The organism is Erythrobacter sp. (assembly GCF_011765465.1).
In the GTDB taxonomy this organism is placed as follows: domain Bacteria; phylum Pseudomonadota; class Alphaproteobacteria; order Sphingomonadales; family Sphingomonadaceae; genus Erythrobacter.
In genome coordinates, this window is record NZ_CP050265.1 from 447,980 (window position 1) to 470,874 (window position 22,895).

23 protein-coding genes and 1 pseudogene are annotated in these 22,895 nt (G+C 66.0%); 6 read left to right on the forward strand and 18 right to left on the reverse strand.

Annotated elements, in window-relative coordinates; genetic code table 11:
* Positions 1-23 precede the first annotated feature (23 nt).
* The 3 genes from glmU to G9473_RS02105 are packed head-to-tail and all read left to right on the forward strand — an operon-like array spanning position 24 to position 2,366.
* On the forward strand, positions 24-1,397 hold the full coding sequence (gene glmU, locus G9473_RS02095) for a bifunctional UDP-N-acetylglucosamine diphosphorylase/glucosamine-1-phosphate N-acetyltransferase GlmU (RefSeq protein WP_291135521.1): 1,374 nt from the start codon (positions 24-26) through the stop codon (positions 1,395-1,397).
* The gene (locus G9473_RS02100; RefSeq protein ID WP_291135523.1) at positions 1,394-1,669 is read left to right on the forward strand and encodes an HNH endonuclease; all 276 of its coding nucleotides are present in this window, start codon (positions 1,394-1,396) and stop codon (positions 1,667-1,669) included. Before glmU ends, G9473_RS02100 begins: the two co-directional genes overlap by 4 nt.
* A 43-nt stretch (positions 1,670-1,712) precedes the next feature.
* Positions 1,713-2,366 (forward strand): heme-binding protein, encoded by a 654-nt coding sequence (locus G9473_RS02105; protein ID WP_291135525.1) that lies wholly within the window; start codon positions 1,713-1,715, stop codon positions 2,364-2,366.
* A gap of 3 nt (positions 2,367-2,369) precedes the next feature.
* On the opposite strand, the gene G9473_RS02110 is transcribed toward G9473_RS02105, so the two are convergent.
* From G9473_RS02110 to G9473_RS02150, 9 genes are all read right to left on the reverse strand, one after another.
* Entirely contained in the window at positions 2,370-2,609 is a 240-nt protein-coding gene (locus tag G9473_RS02110; RefSeq protein WP_291135527.1) for a DUF1153 domain-containing protein, read from the reverse strand.
* A 221-nt stretch (positions 2,610-2,830) separates the two neighbouring features.
* Entirely contained in the window at positions 2,831-4,960 is a 2,130-nt protein-coding gene (locus tag G9473_RS02115; protein WP_291135529.1) for a prolyl oligopeptidase family serine peptidase, read from the reverse strand.
* 290 nt (positions 4,961-5,250) lie between these two features.
* On the reverse strand, positions 5,251-5,811 hold the full coding sequence (locus G9473_RS02120; protein ID WP_291135531.1) for a hypothetical protein: 561 nt from the start codon (positions 5,809-5,811) through the stop codon (positions 5,251-5,253).
* On the reverse strand, positions 5,811-6,068 hold the full coding sequence (locus tag G9473_RS02125) for an ATP synthase F1 subunit epsilon (RefSeq protein WP_291135533.1): 258 nt from the start codon (positions 6,066-6,068) through the stop codon (positions 5,811-5,813). Before G9473_RS02125 ends, G9473_RS02120 begins: the two co-directional genes overlap by 1 nt.
* 5 nt (positions 6,069-6,073) lie before the next feature.
* Complete coding sequence (gene atpD, locus G9473_RS02130) at positions 6,074-7,531, reverse strand: F0F1 ATP synthase subunit beta (protein ID WP_291135535.1); 1,458 nt, start codon at positions 7,529-7,531, stop codon at positions 6,074-6,076.
* A gap of 22 nt (positions 7,532-7,553) precedes the next feature.
* Complete coding sequence (locus G9473_RS02135; protein ID WP_291135537.1) at positions 7,554-7,955, reverse strand: hypothetical protein; 402 nt, start codon at positions 7,953-7,955, stop codon at positions 7,554-7,556.
* Positions 7,955-8,824 (reverse strand): F0F1 ATP synthase subunit gamma, encoded by an 870-nt coding sequence (locus tag G9473_RS02140; protein ID WP_291135539.1) that lies wholly within the window; start codon positions 8,822-8,824, stop codon positions 7,955-7,957. Before G9473_RS02140 ends, G9473_RS02135 begins: the two co-directional genes overlap by 1 nt.
* An 11-nt stretch (positions 8,825-8,835) precedes the next feature.
* Entirely contained in the window at positions 8,836-10,365 is a 1,530-nt protein-coding gene (gene atpA, locus G9473_RS02145; RefSeq protein WP_291135541.1) for a F0F1 ATP synthase subunit alpha, read from the reverse strand.
* A gap of 36 nt (positions 10,366-10,401) precedes the next feature.
* Positions 10,402-10,956, reverse strand: coding sequence for a F0F1 ATP synthase subunit delta (locus G9473_RS02150; RefSeq protein WP_291135543.1), 555 nt, complete (start codon positions 10,954-10,956; stop codon positions 10,402-10,404).
* Positions 10,957-11,163: 207 nt separating this feature from the next.
* Between G9473_RS02150 and G9473_RS02155 the strand changes: the two genes are divergently transcribed.
* Positions 11,164-11,991: a TauD/TfdA family dioxygenase gene (locus G9473_RS02155; RefSeq protein WP_291135545.1), complete on the forward strand. Its 828-nt coding sequence runs from the start codon at positions 11,164-11,166 to the stop codon at positions 11,989-11,991.
* A gap of 6 nt (positions 11,992-11,997) precedes the next feature.
* Here the strand turns inward: G9473_RS02155 and G9473_RS02160 are convergent, their stop codons facing one another.
* The 3 genes from G9473_RS02160 to G9473_RS02170 all read right to left on the reverse strand — a co-directional run bounded on the left by G9473_RS02160 (position 11,998) and on the right by G9473_RS02170 (position 15,736).
* Positions 11,998-12,957, reverse strand: a complete 960-nt coding sequence (locus G9473_RS02160) for a hypothetical protein (protein WP_291135547.1) — start codon at positions 12,955-12,957, stop codon at positions 11,998-12,000.
* Between the two features lie 34 nt (positions 12,958-12,991).
* Complete coding sequence (locus tag G9473_RS02165; RefSeq protein ID WP_291135549.1) at positions 12,992-13,984, reverse strand: hypothetical protein; 993 nt, start codon at positions 13,982-13,984, stop codon at positions 12,992-12,994.
* Positions 13,985-14,095: 111 nt separating this feature from the next.
* Positions 14,096-15,736, reverse strand: a complete 1,641-nt coding sequence (locus G9473_RS02170; protein WP_291135551.1) for a trypsin-like peptidase domain-containing protein — start codon at positions 15,734-15,736, stop codon at positions 14,096-14,098.
* Positions 15,737-15,863: 127 nt separating this feature from the next.
* Here G9473_RS02170 and G9473_RS02175 point away from each other — a divergent pair, with 127 nt between their 5' ends.
* Positions 15,864-16,526, forward strand: coding sequence for a hypothetical protein (locus tag G9473_RS02175; RefSeq protein ID WP_291135553.1), 663 nt, complete (start codon positions 15,864-15,866; stop codon positions 16,524-16,526).
* 66 nt (positions 16,527-16,592) lie between these two features.
* A pseudogene (locus G9473_RS02180) lies at positions 16,593-17,075 on the forward strand (methylated-DNA--[protein]-cysteine S-methyltransferase); the annotation flags it as partial.
* Positions 17,076-17,144: 69 nt separating this feature from the next.
* On the opposite strand, the gene G9473_RS02185 reads toward G9473_RS02180, so the two are convergent.
* The 6 genes from G9473_RS02185 to G9473_RS02210 all read right to left on the reverse strand — a co-directional run bounded on the left by G9473_RS02185 (position 17,145) and on the right by G9473_RS02210 (position 22,878).
* On the reverse strand, positions 17,145-17,717 hold the full coding sequence (locus tag G9473_RS02185; RefSeq protein WP_291135555.1) for a DUF4142 domain-containing protein: 573 nt from the start codon (positions 17,715-17,717) through the stop codon (positions 17,145-17,147).
* Between the two features lie 135 nt (positions 17,718-17,852).
* Entirely contained in the window at positions 17,853-18,347 is a 495-nt protein-coding gene (locus G9473_RS02190; RefSeq protein ID WP_291135557.1) for a CYTH domain-containing protein, read from the reverse strand.
* Complete coding sequence (locus G9473_RS02195; RefSeq protein WP_291135559.1) at positions 18,337-19,254, reverse strand: CHAD domain-containing protein; 918 nt, start codon at positions 19,252-19,254, stop codon at positions 18,337-18,339. The genes G9473_RS02190 and G9473_RS02195 overlap by 11 nt, the downstream gene beginning before the upstream one ends.
* 64 nt (positions 19,255-19,318) lie before the next feature.
* Positions 19,319-19,951, reverse strand: coding sequence for a glutathione S-transferase family protein (locus G9473_RS02200; RefSeq protein ID WP_367159778.1), 633 nt, complete (start codon positions 19,949-19,951; stop codon positions 19,319-19,321).
* A gap of 203 nt (positions 19,952-20,154) precedes the next feature.
* Complete coding sequence (locus G9473_RS02205) at positions 20,155-20,991, reverse strand: hypothetical protein (RefSeq protein WP_291135561.1); 837 nt, start codon at positions 20,989-20,991, stop codon at positions 20,155-20,157.
* A gap of 312 nt (positions 20,992-21,303) precedes the next feature.
* Complete coding sequence (locus G9473_RS02210; RefSeq protein WP_291135563.1) at positions 21,304-22,878, reverse strand: cryptochrome/photolyase family protein; 1,575 nt, start codon at positions 22,876-22,878, stop codon at positions 21,304-21,306.
* Positions 22,879-22,895: the final 17 nt, after the last annotated feature.

Sequence of the window (22,895 nt, forward strand, 5' to 3'; positions counted from 1 at the left end):
GCGCTCCATCCTAAGGGGGACCAATGCAAGACTTCGCCGCCATCATCCTCGCCGCGGGCAAGGGGACCCGCATGAAGAGCGACCTGCACAAGGTCCTCCACCCGATCGCCGGTCGGCCGATGCTCGGGCACCTCATGGCTTCGGTCGAGCAGGCGGGTGCCACGCGGCAGATGGTCGTCGTCGGTGCAGGGCGCGAGCAGATCGAGGCGGCGGTCGAGGGCAGGGCGGAAACCTGCCTGCAGGAACCCCAACTCGGCACGGCCCATGCGGTGCAGCAGGCCGAAACCCTGCTTGAAGGTTTCGACGGCGACGTGCTGGTGCTCTACGGGGACGTGCCCTTCGTGCGGGTGGAGACCATGCGCGCCATGCTCGACCGGCTGAACGGCCCCGATGCGCCTGCGGTGGTGGTGCTGGGCTTCGAGCCCGACGACCCGCTCGCCTATGGCCGCATCATCGCCGACGACGACGGCGCGATCATCAAGATGGTCGAATACAAGGACGCAGACGAAGGCGAGCGCGCCTGCCACTTGTGCAATTCGGGCCTCATGGCGGCGAAGGCCGCGGACCTCTTCGCCCTGCTTGCAAGGGTCGGGAACGACAACGCGCAGGGTGAATATTACCTCCCCGACATCGTCAACATCGCCATCGCCGACGGTCGGCCGTGCGCGGTCGTCATCACCGAAGACCCCGACGAGGTCGCCGGCGTCAACTCCCGGTCCGAACTGGCTGCGCTCGAAGCGCGCTGGCAGGCCGCGCGGCGCGAACGGGCGATGGCCGAAGGGGCAAGCCTCACCGCGCCCGAGACGGTCTTCTTCAGCTGGGACACCGTTGTGGGCCGCGACGTCACGATCGAGCCGCACGTCGTCTTCGGCCCGGGCGTTACCATCGCCGACCACGTCCGCATCCGGGCCTATTGCCACATCGAAGGCGCCGAACTCGCGAGCGGCGCTTCGGTCGGCCCCTTCGCCCGCCTGCGCCCCGGCGCGGTGATGGAGGAGGGCAGCTTTGTCGGCAATTTCGTCGAGATGAAGAAGGCCGTGCTCGGCAAGGGCGCGAAGGCCAGCCACTTGTCCTATATCGGCGATGCAACCGTCGGGGCTAATGCCAATATCGGCGCGGGCACGATCACCTGCAATTACGACGGCTATTTCAAGTACCAGACCCACATCGGGGAGCGCGCCTTCATCGGTTCGAACTCGGCCTTGGTCGCACCCGTCAAGATCGGCCCCGACGCAATCGTCGCCGCGGGTTCCACCGTCAGCCGCGACGTGGCGGCGGGCGAACTGCGCATGGTGCGCGCCGAACAGCTGGTAAAGCCGGGCTGGGCGGACCGTTTCCACGACACGATGAGGAAGAAGAAGGAAGCGGCGAAAGCCTCCAAGAAGTCGGAAACGTGAGCGAGGGCGAAGACCTCTCCTGCTGGCTGTGCGGCCGTCCGTTCGAAACGCGCCTGCAATGGCATCACCCGGTCCCGAAATCGAAGAAGGGGCGCGGCACTGTCCCGCTCCATCCGATCTGCCACAAGGCGATCCACGCCAATTTCACCAATGCCGAGCTCGCCCGGATCGGCGACGACCCCGAAAGGGTCCGCGAGCATCCGGCCATCGCGAAATTCGTCGCCTGGGTGAGCACCAAGCCGCCCGACTTCCACGCGCCTACCCGGACCTGAGGCCGAGGCGGGAACCTTCGCGCGGCTGCGGGGCTTTAGGAGCATGAGAAAGACCTTCTGGATCGCCGCAGGGGGCGCGCTTGCCCTTGCCGGAGCCGCCGTGGCCTACGCCCAGTATCGCAACACCGAGGAACCCGACTACGCTTCCGTCGCCATCGACGGCGCGTTCGAGCTGCGCGACTATCCCGCGCTCGTCGTCGCCGAGATCACCCATACGGGCACGCGGCAGGCGGCCAGCTCGCGCAGTTTCCGCCGCCTTGCCGCCTATATCTTCGGGCAGGACCGGCCCGCAGGCGGCGAGAAGATCGCGATGACCTCGCCGGTGCTGCAGGACCGTGCGCGCGAGGACGAGAAAATCGCCATGACCGCCCCCGTTCTGGAGGACGAGGTCGCCAAGGACGCATGGCGGATGCGCTTCGTCATGCCGGCGAAATACACGCTCGACACGCTGCCCGAACCGCCCGCCGACATCACCCTGTCCGAGATTCCCGCCCGGCGCGTAGCGGCGGTGCGCTTTGCCGGGAACGGCTCGGCCGAAGACCTCGCCGAGATGGAGCAGATGCTTGCCGAATGGGTCGAGGCGCAGGGGCTGCGGGCGAAGGGCGCGTTCGAATACGCCTTCTACGATGCGCCCATGGTCCCCGGGCCGCTGCGCCGCAACGAGGTGCTGGTCGAGGTCGAGGAAGCGGCGCGCTAGCTCTCAGGCGTCCTCGAGCCGCGCGCCGCCGGGCTGCGTGCCCACGAGGTCGCGCTCCCACTGTTCGAACTCGCTCCGGCTGAGCAGGTAACGCCGCTGCGCCTCGCCGAAGCTGATCGCCTCGTCGTGCACCGCGCGCACCACGTCGGCCTTGCGCGCGGGCGACCAGTGGACCCGGTGGGTCCGCGGCAGGCGATAGCGCTTGATCGCTTCGGCAATGGAAATGTCGCGGGGGTAGGCCATTGTCTCGAACTCCTTTTCGCCCCTGTCCCGCGCAGGATGGGGGTTCGCAGGCTTAAGTCGGCCTTTCCCGGCAGGGTTAATTGCGCCTTGAGGACACCCCCCGTGCCATTCGCGCGGCGAAGCGAGGCGGGAATGTCGGAGGGGTTTACAGGCTTGCGAAAAAGCGCGGCCCCGCGCTTTGCGGGACCGCGCTTGGGTCTTGCCGAAGCAAGGCGCCCGACTCAGCCGCCGTCGCGTTCGTCCATCAGGCGCTGCATCAGGTAGACGTGCTGGAGCGCCTGCAGCTTGGCGCGCTGTTCATTGTCCACGCCGCCCGAGTGGCCGCCGGTCATGTCCTCGAAATAGTAGTAATCATGGCCCTGCGCCTTGAGCTTGGCCGCGCCCTTGCGCGCGTGGGCGGGGTGGGTGCGGTCGTCGGCGGTCGAGGCCCACAGGAAAGGCACGGGATAGTCCTCGTCCTCGGCGATCATCTGGTAAGGTGAATAGCCTTCGATCCAGGCGCGCTGTTCGGGAATGCGCGGGTCGCCGTATTCGCCGATCCACGAAGCGCCGCGTCCGATCAGGTGATAGCGCAGCATATCGAACAGCGGGATCTGAACGATCGCCGCGCCGAACAGGTCGGGCCGCTGGGTGAAGGCCGTTCCGACCAGCAGGCCGCCCTGCGAGCCGCCCTGGATGCCGAGATGTTCGGGCGAGGTGAAGCCGCGCTCCACAAGGTCCTCGGCCACCGCGATGAAGTCGTCCCAGGTGCGCTGCTTGTTCTCGCGGATCGCGGTCTGGTGCCAGCCGGGTCCGAACTCGCCCCCGCCCCGCAGGTTGGCGAGGACGTAGGCCCCGCCGCGCTCGAGCCAGAGCTTGCCGGTGGTGCCGAGATAGCCGGGCAGGCGCGGTATCTGGAAGCCGCCATAGCCGGTCAGCAATGTCGCAGTGCTGCCGTCCATTGCCATGCCCTTGGGCTTGACGATGAAATAGGGGATCTTCGTCCCGTCCGCGCTGGTCGCTTCGTGCTGCTCGACCTCCATGCCAGCCTTGTCGAAATAGGAAGGCGAAGTCTTGATGATTTCGGGATCGCTGCTGCCGTCCGAATAGTAGAGCGTCGTCGGGTTGAGGAAGTCGGTGACCGTGAACATGATCTGGTCGGTTTCGTTCGAGCTTGCCGCGATGCCGACCGTGGCATTGTCAGGCAGGGCGACCTCGCGGCTTAACCACTGGCCGCCGCCGTTTTCATTGGCGACAAAATTGAACTCGAGCACCTTGCCCACGACATTGTCGAGCAGGCCGACATAGAGCGCGTTCGCGGTGATCGACCCGCCGCGCTTGGTCTGGCGCTCGCCCGGTGCCCATACCAGCGTCTTGGCCGCGCCATTGGGATCGGCTTTCCACTCCTCGAGATCGACAGCGACGAGACTGTCGGCGGGGAAGGTCTGCCCGTCCGCTTCCCATACGACATCGGTCGAAAACAGCAGGTGCCCATCGACGATGCCGTAGGGCGAGGCCATTTTCGGGATGTCGAGTTCAAGCCACTCGCCGTCTTTCCAGACGTAGTAGAGGCTTTCGTGAAAACTGATGCCCCGAAAGGCGGTGCGCGCCTGGATCGTGCCGGTCGCATCGCGCAGCAGGCTGGCGCCGGCCCAGACGTCGGTGGGTTCGCCGCGAAAGATTTCCTCTGCCTCTGAAAGGGGAGTGCCGCGCTTCCAGATACGGCTGGTAAAGGGATATTCGCTTTCGGTCAGTGTGCCTTCGCCGAAATCGCGGTTCACCAGCAGCGTGTCCTCGTCGATCCACGAGACGCTGCCCTGGCTCTTTTCGTCGATCACGAAGCCGTCTTCGACAAAGCTCTTCGTCGAGGTGTCGAATTCGCGCATCACGGTCGCGTCCTCGCCCCCGTCGGAAAGCGCAATCATGCACTTGTTGAGCGCCGGCGGCAGGCAGGTCGAGCCCTTGTAGACCCACTCCTTTCCTTCCGCCGCAGCAAGCGCATCGATGTCGAGCACCACCTCCCACTCAGGCTCGTCGGTGCGGTAGCTCTCGAGGGTCGTGCGGCGAAGAACGCCCTTGGGGTTCTGCTTGTCCTGCCAGAAATTGTATAGCCCGTCCGGGCGGAAGGTGGCGAAGGGGATGCGGTCCTCGCTGTCGTAGATCGCGAGCGCCTCGGCCTTCAATTCCTCGAAACGCGGGTCGTTTTCGAGCGCGGCGAGGGTGCGCTCGTTCTCGGCGCGGACCCAGTCGAGCGCTTCTTCGGAGCGCGCTTCCTCGAGCCAGATGAAGGGATCCTCTTCCGGGCCGGGCACCCCGACGACGGTTTCGGTAGTGTTCTGCGCGTTCGCGCTCGTAGCGGCGGTCAGCGTCATAGCGGCTGCCAGGGCAAGGGTGGAAACAAGCTTCAAACGTCCTCTCCTGAAGGGATTGGTTGACGCGGGTGTGGCCCGCCGGTGCGGGGATGTGAAGGGGGAGAATCGAAAAAGGGCGGCTGCTTCCAAAGCTGCCCTTCTCTATGCTCTCTCGAGGTGTCTCGGCGAGAGGGGGCTCTCATCGAATTTGCTCTATGCCGAAAGAGGTCCCCGCCTTGGCGGGGACACGCATAGTCTCGACAGGCTCGGCGAGCACGGTGAAGCCGTCTGGACCGATTGATCTGCGGGGATTACCCGGCCTCGATCAGGAAGGCGATCGTGACCGCATCGCTGCTTTCGCTAACGCTGTAGACATAGACATGACCCGAACCCTCTACGGTCTTTAGAAAGACGCGAAGGCCATCGCTGTCATCGACCAAGCGATACCCCCTGATCCGCATTCCGCCTTCGAGAACGCGGCGGGTTGCGGTCGGATCGAACTCGATTGCGGAGGGCCTGATTGCAACCGTGCAACTGCGCGTCGCCGCGTCTGGCGAGACATCGATCCGTGATCCGAGAAAGGTTTGCGAAGACGTGAATTCCCATCTTGACCCGGCCTCGTCATTCCTGCGCAGACCATAAAGGCCGGGATATCGGCTCGGGCGCCCGTCACGCACGACTTGGGGGCAGAACGCGAAAACGGCGTTCTTCTCCACTTGGGAAGCCAGATCGGGATCGGGGTGAGGGATGGTCTCGAAATCGTGAGCCGATGCGGCTCCGATCGTGAAGGAGGAAACGGCAAGCAAGGAAAGCACGGCGACCGCCCGAAGAAGCGACCGCCGCACCATGACCTTGCCGGCCGAGACGGACATTACGTCTCGACGTGCTCCGCGAGAACGGTGAGGCCGTTCGCGCCGACTTCGGCAAAGCCGCCGCGGACTTCGATCGTCTCGGGCGCTGCGCCTTCGCTCTTGTAGACCTGCACCGCGCCGTCGCGGATCGTCGACATGAAGGGCGCGTGGCCTTCGAGCACCCCGAATTCGCCCTCCGCGCCGGGGACGACGACCATGTGGACGTCCTCGGAACGGACCAGCTTGGCCGGGGTGACGAGTTCGAAGTGGAGTGCCATCGCGCTTACGCTTCCTCGGCCAGCTTGGCAGCCTTTTCGACCGCCTGGTCGATCCCGCCGACCATGTAGAAGGCGGCTTCGGGCAGGTGGTCGTATTCGCCTTCGACGACCGCCTTGAAGCTCTTCACCGTGTCTTCCAGCTGGACGAACACGCCCGGGATGTTGGTGAAGACCTCGGCGACATGGAACGGCTGCGAGAGGAAGCGCTGGATCTTGCGCGCGCGGGCGACGGTCAGCTTGTCCTCTTCGGACAGTTCATCCATCCCGAGAATGGCGATGATGTCCTGCAGGCTCTTGTACTTCTGGAGTGTCTCCTGAACCTTGCGCGCGACTTCGTAGTGCTCCTGGCCGACGACGCGCGGTTCGAGAACGCGCGAGGTCGAGTCGAGCGGGTCGACCGCCGGGTAGATGCCGAGTTCGGAAATCGCGCGGCTCAGCGTCGTGGTCGCGTCAAGGTGCGCGAACGAGGTCGCCGGAGCCGGGTCGGTAAGGTCGTCCGCGGGGACGTAGATCGCCTGCACCGAGGTGATCGAGCCCTTGGTGGTCGAGGTGATGCGCTCCTGCAGGTTGCCCATGTCGGTCGCGAGCGTCGGCTGGTAGCCAACCGCCGAGGGGATGCGCCCGAGCAGCGCCGACACTTCCGAACCGGCCTGCGTGAAGCGGAAGATGTTGTCGACGAAGAACAGCACGTCCTGCCCTTCCTGGTCGCGGAAATACTCGGCCATGGTGAGGCCCGAGAGCGCGACGCGGGCACGCGCGCCCGGAGGCTCGTTCATCTGGCCGAAGACGAGCGCCACCTTGGACCCTTCGCTGGTCGCTTCGCCGTTCTCGTCCTTGGCGATGACGCCCGCGTCGAGGAATTCGTGATAGAGGTCATTGCCCTCACGGGTGCGTTCGCCGACGCCCGCGAAGACCGACACGCCGCCGTGACCCTTGGCGATGTTGTTGATGAGTTCCTGGATCAGCACGGTCTTGCCGACGCCCGCGCCGCCGAACAGGCCGATCTTGCCGCCCTTGGCGTAAGGGGCGAGGAGGTCGATGACCTTGATGCCGGTGACGAGAATGCTTGCCTCGGTCGACTGGTCGATGAATTCCGGCGCCGGCGCGTGGATCGGGGCGGTCTGTTCGGCGCCGATCGGCCCGCGCTCGTCGATCGCTTCGCCGACGACGTTCATGATGCGGCCCAGCGTCTTGGGGCCGACGGGCACGCTGATCTGCTGGCCGGTGTTCACCACTTCCTGACCGCGCACGAGGCCGTCCGTGCCGTCCATCGCGATGGTGCGCACGGTGTTCTCGCCGAGGTGCTGCGCGACTTCGAGGACCAGCGTGGTGTCGCCGTTCTTCGTTTCGAGCGCGGTGAGGATCGGCGGCAGTTCGCCTTCGAACTGGACGTCGACGACGGCGCCGATGACCTGGGCGATGGTGCCGTTCGTGGTCTGGTTCAATGCGGGTGCGGTTGCCATTTTCTCTGCTTCCTGTGGGTGGTTACTGCACGGGGCAGTCTTCAGGGATGTCGATCAGGGTGTAGGTGTCGCCGTCGGCGGCGATGAAGGCTTCGCGCTCGGTTTCCGGCGTGTCGCCTTCGAGGCTGTAGGTGCAGCTGAACTCGGTGCCTTCCTCGGTCGCGGTGCAGGTCGCGTCGATCACTTCCTCCTCGTAATTGCACTGGGCAAGCGCGAGCTGGACTTCGGCGAGGCTCGGCACGTTCTCGTCGGTTTCAAGTTCGGACGCGTCGCCGAGGTCTTCCGGTTCGCCCGGTTCCTCTTCGAGGATCGGCGGCGTGGTCGGTGCGGTCGAGACTTCCTCGAGCTTGTCCGGGTCCACGGGATCGCCGCAGGCGGCGAGCGCGAGCGGGGCGGCGAGGAGAAGGGCGAGCGTAATTCGCATCACAGTGCCTCCGCCCCGGCGATAATCTCGATCAGTTCGGTCGTGATCGCGGCCTGACGGCTGCGGTTGTACTCGATGTTGAGATCCTTGATGAGCTCGCCCGCGTTGCGCGTCGCGTTGTCCATCGCGGTCATCGAGGCACCTTGTTCCGATGCCTCGCGTTCGAGCAGTGCACCGAAGATCTGCGTCTTGACGTAGCGCGGCAGGAGTTCCTCGAGGATCTCCTCTTCGCCCGGCTCGTATTCGACCACGGCATCATCGACCTCGCCGCCTTCCGGGGCGGGGACGGGGATGAGCTGGTTCACGGTCGGATCCTGCACCAGCGCCGACTTGAAAGTCGGGTAGATCAGGTGCGCGACGTCGAACTTGCCGGCTTCGAACATATCGATGAGTTCGGCCGCGATCGCGTCGGCTTCGGTGAAGCCGGGGGTCTTGACCTCGCTGGTGTCGTAGCCGCCGCCGATTTCCTTGGCGAAATCGCGCTTGAGCGGCGCGCGGCCCTTCTTGCCGACGAGGTAGAATTCGATCTCCTTGCCCGCGGCGAGAAGCTCGCGCGCCTTGGCCTTCGCGGCCTTGACGAGGTTCGCGTTGAGACCGCCGCACAGACCCTTGTCGGTGTTGACCACGACAATCAGGTTGCGCCGGTCCGAGCCGGTCCCGGCGAGCAGCTTGGGCGCATTGTCGCCCGAAACGCGCGCACCGAGGCTCGCCATGACGGAGGCCAGCCGCTCGGCATAGGGGCGCGCCGCCTCGGCCGCGGCCTGCGCGCGGCGCAGCTTGGCCGCAGCGACCATCTGCTTGGCCTTGGTGATCTTCTGGGTCGACTTGACCGAGTTGATCCGGCCCTTGAGTTCCTTGAGGCTGGCCACCTGGCTCTCCCTTAGGCGAACTGCTTGGCGAAGGCGTCGAGCGCGGCGACGACCTTGGCCTTGGTGTCGTCCTCGAACTTCTGCGTGGTGCGGATTTCGGCCAGCACGTCGGCGTGTTCGGAACGCATGAAGGCGAGCATCTGCTCTTCGTAGTCGGTCACGCGCTCGACCGGCACCGAGTCGAGATAGCCGTTGGTCCCGGCGAAGATCGACACGGTCTGCTCTTCGAACGGCATCGGCGAGAACTGCGGCTGCTTGAGCAGTTCGGTCAGGCGCGCACCGCGGTTGAGCAGCTTCTGCGTCGCCGCGTCGAGGTCCGAACCGAACTGCGCGAAGGCCGCCATTTCGCGGTACTGTGCGAGGTCGAGCTTCATCGAGCCCGAGACCTTCTTCATCGCCTTGGTCTGGGCGGCGCCGCCGACGCGCGACACCGAGAGGCCGACGTTAATCGCCGGGCGAATACCCTGGTAGAAAAGGTCGGTCTCGAGGAAGATCTGCCCGTCGGTGATCGAGATCACGTTGGTCGGGATGTAGGCCGACACGTCGCCCGCCTGCGTTTCGATGATCGGTAGCGCGGTGAGCGAGCCCGAGCCGTTGTCGGCGTTCATCTTCGCCGCGCGCTCGAGCAGGCGGCTGTGAAGGTAGAACACGTCGCCCGGATAGGCTTCGCGGCCCGGAGGACGGCGCAGCAGGAGCGACATCTGGCGGTAGGCGACGGCCTGCTTGGAAAGGTCGTCATACACGATCACGGCGTGCATACCGTTGTCACGGAAGAATTCGCCCATCGCGCAGCCGGTGTAGGGCGCGAGATACTGGAGCGGGGCGGGTTCCGAAGCGGTCGCGGCGACGACGATGGAATATTCCATCGCGCCGTTTTCTTCCAGCTGCTTGACGATCTGGGCGACGGTCGAACGCTTCTGGCCGACCGCGACATAGACGCAGTAGAGCTTTTTGCTCTCGTCGTCGCCCGCGTTGATTTCCTTCTGATTGATGAAGGTGTCGATCGCGACGGCGGTCTTGCCGGTCTGGCGGTCGCCGATGATGAGTTCGCGCTGACCGCGGCCGACGGGAACCAGCGCGTCGATCGCCTTGAGCCCCGACTGCACCGGCTCCGACACGGATTCGCGCGGGATGATGCCCGGCGCCTTGACCTCGACACGGCGGCGCTCGGTCGCCTCGATCGGGCCCTTGCCGTCGATGGGATTGCCGAGCGCATCGACCACGCGGCCGAGCAGACCTTTGCCCACGGGCACGTCCACGATGGTGCCGGTCCGCTTTACCGTGTCGCCTTCCTTGATCGTGGTGTCCGAACCGAAGATCACGACCCCGACATTGTCGGCTTCGAGGTTCAGCGCCATGCCCTGGATGCCGCCGTCGAATTCGACCATCTCGCCGGCCTGCACCTTGTCGAGGCCGTGGATACGGGCGATCCCGTCACCCACGCTGAGCACGGAGCCGACTTCGCTGACTTCGGCCTCGGTGCCGAAATTGGCGATCTGGTCCTTGATGACCTTCGAGATTTCTGCGGCGCGGATTTCCATGTTTCGTGTTCCTTTGAGCCCTTATGGCTGTCTGGGTCAGGCCTTCATGGCCTGGGCAAGCGAGTTGAGACGGGTGCGGATCGAGGCGTCGATGCGCTGCGATCCGATGGTGACGACGAGGCCGCCGAGCAGGTCCGGATCGACATCGGCACTGAGCATGACGGTGCGGCCCTCGCGCGCGGTGAGCTTGTCCTTGAGCTTGGCGAGCTGGTCGTCCGAAAGCGGATGCGCGCTCGTCACCTTGGCGCTGACTTCGCCGCGCTGCGCGGCGGCGATCGCCTTGAACGCGGCGATCATGTCGGACAGCTTCGACAGGCGGCGGTTGTCCGCCAGCACGCCGAGAAAATTGGTGGTGAGCGGCGAAAGGCCGAGATGCTTGGCGACGCCCGCCATCGCCTGACCCTGCGCCCCGCGCGAGATTTCCGGATTGCCAATGAGCGCGCGCAGGTCGGCCGATTCGGCGAGCGCGGCCCGCAGCGTTTCGAGATCGCTCTCGACCGCGGTGACGGTCCCGTTCTCGCTCGCGAGGTCGAAAAGGGCAGCGGCGTAACGCCCCGCTAGGCTGGCCTGTATACCGGCGGAAATATCCACGCGCGAAAGATCCTCTTGGAGGTCCGAGAAAACGTTGCTGCGCCTCGGGCGAAAGCGGGCCTGTAAGACCCCTGCCGCAAGGCTGGCGCGCGCCTAGCACCGGGGGTGGGATGTTGCAAGCGCGTGGCGGCGATTTACTGGACAGCGCTCGCCACGCGCGGCAAGCTGCGCGGGCAGAGCCGAAAAAGGCCGCGAGGGAGAGGATCGATGGAAATGACCCCGATGGCCCCGAAATGCGGGGTCGAGATCAGTGGCGTGTCGCTCGCCGGGTGCAGCGACTCCGAAATGCAGGCGATCAAGCAGGCGATCTACGAGCACGGCGTCGCCGTCTTCCGCGACCAGGATTTCTCACCGGAAGATCACATCGCCTTCGCCAAGCGCTGGGGCGGGATCGACATCAACGCCTATTTCCCGCTCGACCCGGCCTTTCCCGAAATCGCGTTGGTGAAGAAGGCGCCGGACCAGCAGACCAATATCGGCGGGGCGTGGCACACCGACCATTCCTACGACCAGGTTCCCGCGATGGGCTCGATACTCGTCGCGCGCGTCCTGCCGCCGTCGGGCGGGGACACGCTGTGGGCGCACATGGGCGCTGCCTATGATGCGCTGTCGGACGAATTGAAGGAACGGATCGAGGGGCTCGAAGCGTTCCACACTGCCGATCATGTTTACAAGGAAGGCGGGATCTACGCCCAGACCGACCAGGGGTCGGACCTGCGCGGGCAGGACGTGACGACGGGCGCGGTCCACCCGGTCGTCATCCGCCATCCGCAGACGGGCCGCAAGCTGCTTTATGTCAACACCGCTTTCACCATCCGCTTCGTCGGGCAGACCCGCGAGGAAAGCCTGCCGCTGCTGATGGAACTGACGCAGGCCGCGCTGCGCGAGGACAACCAGTGCCGGCTCGAATGGAAGCCGGGGACGGTCGCGATCTGGGACAACCGCACCACCTGGCACAACGCGATGAACGACTATCACGGCCATGCGCGCGAGATGCACCGCATAACGCTGACCGGCGAGCCGCTGGCGGCCTAGGAGGGATCACTTCGGCGGTTCTCCGGCCCCACGTGTCAGTTCTGCATAGGCGGCGATCGTGAACACCTCGAGCCGATTTCCCGGTTCGGTCGGGCTCATCTCGTAAAGCCCCTTGAGGTAGGCGAGGTCGACCAGCGTGAGCCCGGGCGGCGCTTCTTCGGGACCGAGGTGGAAAAGGTTGAGGATCGTCTCGGACTCGTCCTCGCCAGGTTGCCGACCGGGTCGCGGATCGCCGAGAATGCGCATCGCCGCGTAGTCCGCAAGCTGGTCGAGATGGACGCCGTCCATCCTGTACGCATCGAGGACAACGACCGCGCCCGAACGCGCGATGCTGAAATCGATATTGAACTGCGAGGGGAAACGATTGTCGCGGGAGGACATCATCTCGTTGAACAGGCTGTCCTGCTCGTAGCCGCTGAGGGGGTTGCCCGGCGGGAGGTGCCGGCCCAGCCGGTCGCGCCTTTCGGTGGTAGCCCAGCTTATCGCGGGATAGCCGCGGCGCAGCGTCGCGCGAATCCGGCGCAGGCTGTCCGAGTCCATCAGCCCCGGCCGTTCGCGGCGCATCCGGTCGATGAGCACTGCGGGCTTGTCTACCATGACGAGCGTCGCATTGGGCGCACAGCCCGGTTCGGCGACCTCCACGCCGACGAGCCGCGCCCGCATCCTCACGCGCTCGGCGATGCGCTCGCCCAGAGTCTCTCCGAAGCCGATGACGGTGACGCAGAGCGGGTCGTGATAGCGCGCCAGCGGCTGTGCGGCGGAGCGCCCGCGTGCGGCAATCGAGCGCACTGCCGAACGCACACGGTCTTCGTCGAGGTCGCGCTTACCTGTGACGACGATCGGTTCATCGCTTTCGTCCGTGCGAAGCACGAAACCGTCCGACCCGTTCGTACCGCTGTCCTGTGCAAGCAGGCGCGGGGAGGGCGAGAGGGCGAGGGCGCAGGCAAGGAATAGGACCGGACGCATTTCGCTGGCCTTCGTCCGGGGCGCCCCTGTCAGATCAGCCCGGATCGCGCTCGCTCTCGCAGCTACCCGTCTCCTCGCAGCCGAGCGCGGCGAGATCGCGATAGGCATCGATCGTGAAGCTCTCCAGCCGGGTCGAGGAGTCGTTGGGCTTCATCGCGTAGAGCCCGCGCAAATAGGCGAGATCCATCAGCGTCAGGCCCTGCGAGGCTTCGAGCGGGTCCATCCGGAACAGGTTGAGGATCGTCTCGGGCTGGTCCTCGCCCAGCGCCGCCTGCGGCTGGGGATGGCCGAGAATGCGCATGACCGCATAATCGGCGACCTGGTCGAGATGGACATTTTCGAGCTTGAAGGCATCGAACACCACGACCGATCCGGTCCGTGCGATGGAGAAGGGTATTTCGATCTTCGAGGCGAAGCGCGCATCGCGCTGGAACAGGAGTTCGCCCGCGATCCCGGGTGCGCCGAGCCCGCCGACCCCGGCAAAGTTCTCCATTTCGTCGCCATATAGATTGCGGCGTTCGGCAACGAACCAGTGGATCGCCGGATCACCCCGGTTCAGCCCGGCGCGAATCTGGCGGAGCGCTGTCGGAGAGAAGAGGTCGGGCCGTTCCTTGCGGAAGCGATCGATCAGCACCTTGGGCCTGTCGACCATGACGACGGTCGCGTTGGGGGCGCAGCCCGGCTCGGCCAGTTCGGCCCCCACGGCTCGCGCCTGCATCCGGATGCGCTCGGCGATGCGCTCGCCCAGCACTTCGCCAAAGCCAAGCACGGCGACGCACAGTGGGTCCTGATAGCGCATCAGCGGCTCGTCGATCCTTCGCCCGCGCATGGCGATGTCGCGCACGGCCTCGCGCACGCGCTTCTCCTCGAGATCGAGATCGCCCACGACGACGATCGGCTCGCCGACGCCCTCGGTGCGCAGGTTGACGCTTGCCGGGCCGCCGGCCTCCTGCGCGGCTGCGGAGCCCGGCCCGGCGGCAAGCCCGAGTGCGGCGGCCGCGATGATGGCCCTCGATGCGAAGTTCATGGACGTGTTCTCCCAACCCGGTGATCGCCCCCGGATGAGACACCATACCACGCCCGAGCCGCCTGAGAAGATTGCAAGACTTGCAAAGCCGAAGCGTCTTGGTTTCGCGCCTCATTGGCCGGTCTGACCGCTCCCCGACAGCTTCGCCTCGCAGGAATAGACCAGCCGCTCGTTGGGGCGTTCGGGCAGCAGCGCCATCACGGCCGACTGCTGTTCGGCGACGATCCGCGCCGCATCGGTGAGCCCACAGGCGGGCGGGTCGTAGGCATCGCGCACCCGGCGCGCTTCTTCCATCGCCTCGCGCCCGAGCAGGTAGCGATCGGTGCGGAAGGTGCGGGTGTCGGGATCGTATATGTTGACCGAGACCGCTTCCTCGTCGTCGGGAACGAAAACGCGGGTCCATTCGCCGTCCATCATGCCGTACTGGGTGCGCGAATTGACGCAGCCATCACCGACCCAGTCGAACTGCACGTCGTCGGTGCGCGCGGTCACGACCCGGCTGCGATCGGGCACCAGCGAACAGATCAGCGTCCCGTCCCGCGCGAGGCTGGCAGGCGGCCCGTCGCCGCTTCCCGGCTCCTGGCCGCCGGGGGCTTCCTCCATCGCCGCTGCGGCCCGGTCTTCGACTTCGGCGAAGCCGGGCCGGGTAATCCAAACCAGAACTGCGCCGATCAGCGCCGCCCCTGCGATCCCCGCAGCGGCGAGCGCGGGCGTCTGGCTGGTTTCGCCGACCAGGGCGCGGCGGCGCAATTGCGCCGCCATGAAGCCCGCCCCGCCGCCCAGCAGCAGCAGCAACGCCGCGATGGCCATCGCGTTCTCGCGTTCCTCGCTCACCGCCAGAAGCGCGGCGATTCGCGCCTTTTCGCGGGCCTCGCGCAGTTGCTGTTCGCGCGCCTGCAGCTTTGCCCGCGCTTCGGCCCGCTGCGCCTCGAAGCGGGCGCGCTCGGCCGCGTTCAATTCGTCGATCGAACGGCATGGAAGGGCGTTGATCCGCGGGTCGATCTCGTTGGCGCGCAGGAAGGGAAGCAATTCGCGCAAGCTGACCGCGAAATAGAACTCCGCGTCCGACCCGTCCGAATCTGCCCCGAAGGAATTGACTCCCAGCACCCGCCCGCACCCGTCGAGCAGCGGCCCGCCCGAATTCCCGCGCGCGATGGGGGCGGTGTGGAGGATGGTGTCGAACTGCCGGCTCGGTCGCTCGCCCGAGAGGAACCCGCGGCTCTTGACCGGCGGCTGGGCGCGGAAGATGTCGCCGAGGTCGAGTCCCTGCGCGAGATCGACATTCATCGGATACCCGACCGCTGAAACCTCGCCCATGCCGCGCGGGACTTCCCCCGAGAAGGTCAAGGGCGGCAGGCGTAGCGATCCGTCGACGATCTCGACCAGGGCAAGGTCGTTGCGCGGCGACACCGCGACCGGCCTCGCATAGGCGCCGTCGTCGCCCTCGCTCGGGACAATCCCGATGCGCAAGCCGTCGTCCTGCAGCGCCTCGCGGATGACGTGGGCATTGGTGACGATCATGCTGGGCGTGACGGCGAAGCCGCTGCCATGAGTGACGGGGACGAGTTCCTCCCCGTCACGCGCTATCAGCACCACGCGCACGACCCCGCGCGCGGCGGCGTCGATGTCGCCCGGGTCGGCTGCGGCCGGTCGGGGCGCAACCAGCAGGCACAGAAGGGCAAGGAGCGCGCAGGCCGCATGGGCGGCGCGTAGCGAGGCGATCCGGGGGGGAGGGGCAAGCGGGGCGTGCATCGCATTCGTGCTTGCGCCATTCGGTCGCCGCGTTCAATCCCGTAGCGGAATTTGCGGGAGGGAAAGCGAAATGGTGCGAGAGATTTCAGTCGACTTGCGGTGCGGGCTGCGTGGCCGCGCAGGCATCATGGCGAAAGCAGCGCTTCCCCTGCTAAGCCTGTTCGCCGCCGCGCCGGCGCTGGCGCAGCCGCAGCCGCAGCCTAAGGACAGCGTCGCCTTCACCATCGACGGCCAGGCTTATGAATTCGCCTTGCCGGAGGATTTCTGCCTGCCCGATGCCCGGCAGCAGGCGGTTGCGCGCTCGATCGCCGCGCTCGATCCGCAGAACGACACGATGGTACACGTCTACCACTGCGCGCCGGACAACGAAGATTACATCATCGTCAAGGTCCAGAAACAGCGCCAGCGATTGCCTTGGGACAACGCCACGTTCCTCGAGATGGCCGAGCAGCATTTCTCCTCCGAATTCGGCCGCGCGATGCTCGAGGACGAAGCCGAAGAGGCCGGATCCGCCGTCAACCGCGGCGCCGAAGGCCAGATGAAGATATCCGGATCGACCATGGGCTATGCCGGACGCGACGCGGTCTGCGCCTACCTGCGAGGCGTGACGACTGTCGAGGACGCAGGCGGTGCGGTAACGGTCCGGTCGAGTTCCTGCATGACGCTGAAGGGCGGCTACCTGCTCGCGGTCCACGCCTATGGGCTTGCCGAGGAAGGGACCGAATTCGACCTGCTGGCCCGGCGCAGCCTGGCGGCGGCGGAAGGGATCGAGGTGCGCGCGGCCGAATAGCGCCGAGGCCGCATCAATGGGAGAACGGGCGTGGTGCGTTCGGATGCAGCTGGCCGGAATGAAGTTATCCATTGGGCGGTGCTGGACACATCGCTCGGCGCGATGCTGGTCGGCGCGACCGAGCGGGGAGTGTGCTGCCTTGCCTTCGGGCGGGGCGAGGCCGAACTCGCCGCGCGTTTCCCGCGGGCGCGGCTGGTTCCGGCGGGCGAGGCGTTTCGCGGCCTGTTCGGCGAGGTTCTCGCTGCAGTAGAGGCACCCGGGCCGGGAGCAACCGCGCTCCCGCTCGATATTCGCGGCACCGCATTTCAGCAGCGCGTCTGGGAGGAACTTCGCCGCATACCGGTGGGCGAGACACGTTCCTATGGCGAACTCGCCGCCGTGCTCGGCAAGCCGGGTGCGAGCCGCGCGGTGGGCGGGGCGAACGGCGCCAACCGGATCGCGGTGCTGATCCCCTGCCACCGGGTGATCGCCGCAGATGGCACCCTGGGCGGCTATGCCTATGGCACGGCGATCAAGCGCGAATTGCTGCGCCGCGAGGGCGCCGGTTGAGCGCAAAAGAAAGGGCGCGCGAGGCCGTGCGGCCTCCCGCGCCCTCGCGCCTTATCGGGGTCTCGGGGGTCAGCGCGGCATATTGGTCTCGAGCCGCTTCATATGGTCGAGGTGGCCCTCGATCACCGGCGAGACTTCGGTCGCGAATCCGCGCAGAACCTGGCAGTCGCCCTCGTCTCGGTAATTGTGCATCAGCTTGGCGGCCTCCTCGTGCGCCATGACCTGCTGCCCCAGGTAGGTCCGGTCGAATTCCTCGCTCGGCGCCTCGCGCAGGTGGTCGATCATCTTTTCGCGGCGCTTGTCGAGTGCGTTCGGCACGTCCGAGCTTTCCGCCTTGGGTGACTGCCGTACCGCGGTCTCGAGCTTGGCAGAGCTGTCGGTGTGATCGTCGATCATCTTCTGCGCCGCCTCGCGCACGGTCGGGTTCTGGGTCCGGTCGAGTGCGATGCGGCTCGACTCGATCTCGTACATGTCGCTGATCGCGGCTGCCTCGGCGAAGTCAGGCGCCTTGCTGGTGGTCGAGGCCGAAGCCTGGCCGACCATGCCGCCGGCGGCATCGACCGCCTTGTTGAGCGTGTGCTTGACGCCGCCCGCTTCGTCGTCGTGGGTCCGGCCTGTCGTGGTGTTCGTGTCGTTCGCCATATCATCCTCCTCTCAGGAAATTCGCAGGGGTTTAGTTGACGAAATACGTCCACTAGGGCCCCGTTCCGCGAATCGAGACGAGTTCCGGCGAGTTGTGAGGTAGGATTGCCAAGTCGTTGACAAGGATAATATTTATTAGTCCGAGGTTGGCATTTCGCCCGCTTCGGCAAGCGCTGCGTTGTAATAGCGGTCATCGCCCGTCACCTCGGTCCCGCACCAGTCGGGTGGAACGATGTCCTCGCCGTTTTCGCCCAGTTCTATTTCCGCAAGGACCAGCCCCTCGAGCGCGCCTTCGAACACGTCGATCTCCCACTCCCGACCGTTCGCGGCGGGCACGAGATGGCGGGTCTTGGCAAGCACGCGGGTCGCGGCGAGGGCGAGCATCGCCTCGGCTTCGTCCACCGGCACGCCGTATTCGAACTCGGCGCGATCCTCCTCGGCCCCGGCGGACTTGATCGTCAGCTTCGCCTCCTTTCCGCCCGCGACGATCCGCACCCGGACCTGCGCGCGATCGGTCAGCGCCAGGTAAGCCTGACGCACCCGCTTCGCCTCGCTTGCCGTATCGCGCCAGCCGTCGCCGACGACGAGAAACTTGCGTTCGATCTCGCGCGGGGGCTGGTCAGGCGGCATTGCTGCGCTTTTCCTCGGCCTCCCAAGCGTGCCAGTAGCTGCCGATCCGATCGACCAGCGCATCGGTGCTCTCGGCTAAGACCTTCTCGCCCAGCGCCCGCGCTTCGGTTTCGAGCGCGGCGCTGCGGCGCTCGGCCATGGCGCGCAGCAGGGCGATCGTCTCCGCTTCCCCGAAAGCACCCGGCTCGCCTTCGAGCGTTTCGACGAATACATGAATGTCGTGATGGTCGCCGAGCAGGTCGGAGAGCTGCTTGATCGCCCTGGCGCGGGGCTTGAGCGTGTCGGGGAAGGAATGTTTCAGCAGGCGCGTGTGATACCAGTGATATTTCGCCCGCTTGCGCCATTCGTGGAGCCGCGGGCCGGTCGGTGCCTTCACCGCCTCATCCATCGCTTCCACCGCGCGAGAGTGGGTCTTGGCAAGCCCGCCTTCGAGCGCCTCCCAGCCTTGCTCCTCGAGCCGCCAGCCCGCCGCCCGCCTGCGCGCTTCCTCCAGCCGTGCGCGCGCCTCGCCGCGCAGCGCGTCCCAGTCGGCGCGGGCGAGCACGGCCTTGCGCCGGCTCGTCATCTCGCGCCGGACGCTGGCGAAGGCGGTGCGGTCGACCTGGTCCTCGAACGCCCCGATCAGCAGGTCGTAGGTGTCCTGCATGACCTTGGCATCGCGCAGGTCCTCGAACAGGTGGGCGACGGCGCGAAAGGCGGCGTTCTCGGCCTTGTAGTCGGCGAAGGCGGGGCGGACGAGGCGGATGAGTCCGCGCAGCTTCTTGCAGCGCAGGCGCACGTCGTGGACGATCTTCTCGCGTTCTGTCCCGCTCCTCTCGAGCTCGTCCAGCGCCGCGCCGAGCTGGTAATCGGCGATGGCGCGGAGCTGCCGCTCGACCCCGCTCGGCCTGTCGAGGGAATAGGTCATGCCGAACCGACGCTTTGTCGCTCCGGGCGTTCCCGCGCCTCGCCGGATGCTGCGCGAAGGGCGGTCAGTCGAGCTTGGGCGCAAAGCCCGGCTCGGCCTTCGCCATCGCCCGCTGGTAGGCCGGCCGCGCTCCGATGCGTTTCAGATACGCCTTGAGATTGGGCAGGTGGTCGATCGGCTGGTCGCGAAAGGCGCGGCTGGTGGTCAGCTGGAAGACCATCATGATGTCCGCCGTGGTCAGCCTGCGCCCTCCGAAATAGTCGGCCTCGCCCAGCCGCCGCTCGATCTGCTCCCACGCGTTCGTCACCCGCTTCATCAACGGGGCGGGCATTTCCGCCCCGACGAAACCGACCGCGATCTGCATCATGCCGTTCGTCATGAATGTCGCGTTGGCGAAGTGGAACCAGTAGAGGTGGTCGGCGAAATCGGGATCGTCGGGGCCGGGCACGAGTTCGGTATCCGGCGCATACTTGCCGACGATATATTCGACGATCGCCCCGCTTTCGCCGAGCTTGAGGTCGCCGTCCTCGATCACCGGGGCGATTTCCATCGGATGGATCGCCTTGAGTTCGGGCGGGGCGAGCCGCGTTTCGGGATCGCGGTCGTAGAGCTTCAGCTCGTAATCGAGCCCCAGTTCCTCGCAGAGCCAGACGATGCGTTCGGATTGCGAGATGCGCAGGTGATGGATGGTAAGAATGGCGTGTCTCCCCTTGAGCTTGCCCGGCCTGTCCTAGGTAAAGCAGGCGTCGCGCGAAAGGGGAGGGGAAAGCGCGCGCGAAAAAGGGGGGCCACCACCCCCCCTCTTCCAGTCGCCGGTTTGCGGGCCTTCTCGCCGGGCCGCTTGTCCATGCGCGCCTCGTCGGTCCTCCACCATGGACCGGCAAGCCGCGCGTGCTCCGTTCAGGGCGCGGACTTGAGTTCGCGCAGCGCCTCGGCGGCCTGCGAGAGCGCGGCGATCGCGCGGTCGATCTTGGCATCGTCGCCCGAAGCGGCGGCCGCGGCGGCCTCGCTCGCGGCAGTCTCGGCCGAGGCGATCCTCCGGTCCGAGGTGTCTTGCTGTGCAGGCACATCGACCGTCTCGAGCGGTTCGGGCCGCGTTTCGGGCAGGCTGCCCGGCTCGGTATAGGTCGGCACGCCGTCCACCATTTCCGGCGCGCCGCCCGGAGCCGCGCGTTCCCAGCGCGGGGCGGGCAGGTCGGCGAAGGGATCCCGCTCGCGCGCAGCGACCGGCGGGACGAAGCGCGCTTGCGCACCGCCCGCGGGAAGGGCGCAGGTGCGCACCGCGCGGTTGGTCACGAGTTTCGAAAGCGTCGCGAGTTCGGCATCGTCGGCCCGCTTCGCAAGCCGCATGAAGGCGCTCGCATCGGCGCACAGCTCGCGGGTCGGCTGGACCTGCGAATGATAGTTCGAAAGCCGCGTGTTGTAGCTTTCGAATTCGGCATTGCCGCGCCTTGCGCCGAGCCGTTCGACGAAGTCCTCGCGTACGCGTGCGCCATGATAGCCGAACTCGTCCTCGCGCTGGTCGAGCAGGACAGTGTATTCGCGCAAGGTTCGCGGGTTGTCGAACCGGCACTTCAACGCGGAAACCATCAGCATGACGCGCAGGTCGTGGATCCGGGCGGATTCGACCATCGCGTCCTCGAAACACGGGAAGTCATAGGCATGGGCCGGCGCGGCGGTGGCGGTCAGCGCAGCGGCAGCCAGCCCGGCGGTGAACCGGGAAGAGGGTAAGGCCACTTTGATACTCCTACTTTGGGTGGTGGAAAGGTAGGAGCGCTCCGGTGTGATCATGTATCACATTGCACCCGATGGCGGAAGTGATGTAGGAAGAAATTCATATTCAGTTCAGATACTTGGGGAATTTTTCTCGAAACTGAACCGGGTCTGAATCGCTGCGTGCATTCGTCGCGCAATAGGGCCGTCCGGCCCCTTTCTTCTTGGCGGGCGGGACGGCGCCCGGGCCGCAGCGCGGGAGGTTGGACCCGCCTGGGTGGAATGTTCAGGCAATCTCGGTTGGTCGACGGGGCGAATCACTTCCGAGAAAGCGTGTCACTCGGCGCGGGCCCAGCCCTTGCGCGCCGGTTCGAGTCCGTCGAGAAATGTCTGCGCGGTCTCGAGATAGGCGCGCCGCTTGTCCTCGCTCATCCGGTCCCAGTTAGCGTAGATCCGCCCGACCCGGTGATTGCTTTCCAGCCGGTCGCGGTGGCGGTCCATGAAATGCCAGTAGAGTGGATTGAAGGGGCAGGCATCGGGGCCGGTCTTCTTGCTCACCGAATAGCGGCATTCGCGGCAGTAATCCGACATCTTGTTGATGTAATTGCCTGAGGCCGCATAGGGCTTGGTCGCGAGCTTGCCGCCGTCGGCGTAGAGGATCATGCCCGATACGTTCGGCAGTTCGACCCACTGGTAGGCGTCGGCATACACGACGAGATACCAGTCCTGCACCTGCTTCGGTTCGATCCCGGCAAGAAGGCAGAAATTGCCTAGCACCATCAGCCGCTGAATATGGTGCGCGTGCGCGTCCTCGCGGGTGGAGCGGATGCAGTCGGCGAGGCAGCGCATATCCGTCTCGCCCGTCCACATGAACTCGGGCATGGCGCGCTGAGCATTGAGAGCGTTGTCACTCTCCAGCCCCGGCATCAGCAACCAGTAGAAGCCGCGCACGTATTCGCGCCAGCCGATGATCTGGCGGATGAAGCCCTCGACCGAATTGAGCGGCGCGCGGCCGTCTTCATAGGCTTTCTCGGCGCGGCGGCACAGCTCCAGAGGGTCGAGCAGGCCGCAATTGAGGCTGGTCGAGAGCATCGAATGATAAAGGTCGTCTGACCCGTGAACCATGGCGTCCTGATAGGGGCCGAACTTCTCGATCCGGGCGGCGAAAAAGGCATCGGCGGCCTTCTCCGCATCGGCGCGGGTGACGGGCCAGCGGAAGGGCTCGAGATCCCCGAAATGGTCCGCGAATTTTTCGCCGACGAGCTCGATCACTTCGCGCGTGAGGGCGTCGGGTTCGAAATCGGGCACGGCAGGCGGGTCCATGCCTTCCTTGGGCGGTTCGCGGTTCTCGCTGTCGTAATTCCACTCGCCGCCCGCCGGCTTGCCGTCCTCGCGCATGAGCAGCCCGGTCTTCTTGCGCATCTCGCGGTAGAAATGCTCCATCGTGAGGTGCTTGCGCCCTTCCGCCCAGTCGCGGAATTCGGTGTGGGAGCACAAGAAGCGGTCGTCTGGGAAGATTTCGACTTCGCAAGGAAACTTGCCCGCCCATTCCTCGATGCTTTGCTGCACGCGCCATTCGCCCGCTTCGGTGACGTGGATCGCGCGCGGGGCGTGGCGTTCGACCGCGCGGGCGACCTCGCCCGTAAAGCTGCCCGAATTGTCCTCGTCGGTGAGCTTCACGTAATCGACCGTCCAGCCGGCCTCGCGCAGTTCGTCCGCGAAATGGCGCATGGCCGAGAAGATCAGGACGATCTTCTGCTTGTGGTGCTTCACATAGGTCGCCTCGTCCCACACCTCCATCATCAGGATGACGGTGTCGTCCTTGGTCCGGCCCCGCAGCGAGGCGAGCGTGCGGGTGAGTTGGTCGCCGAGGACGGGGACGAGGATCGGCTGGTCGTTCGTATCGGGCATCACGGCGACAATGAGCG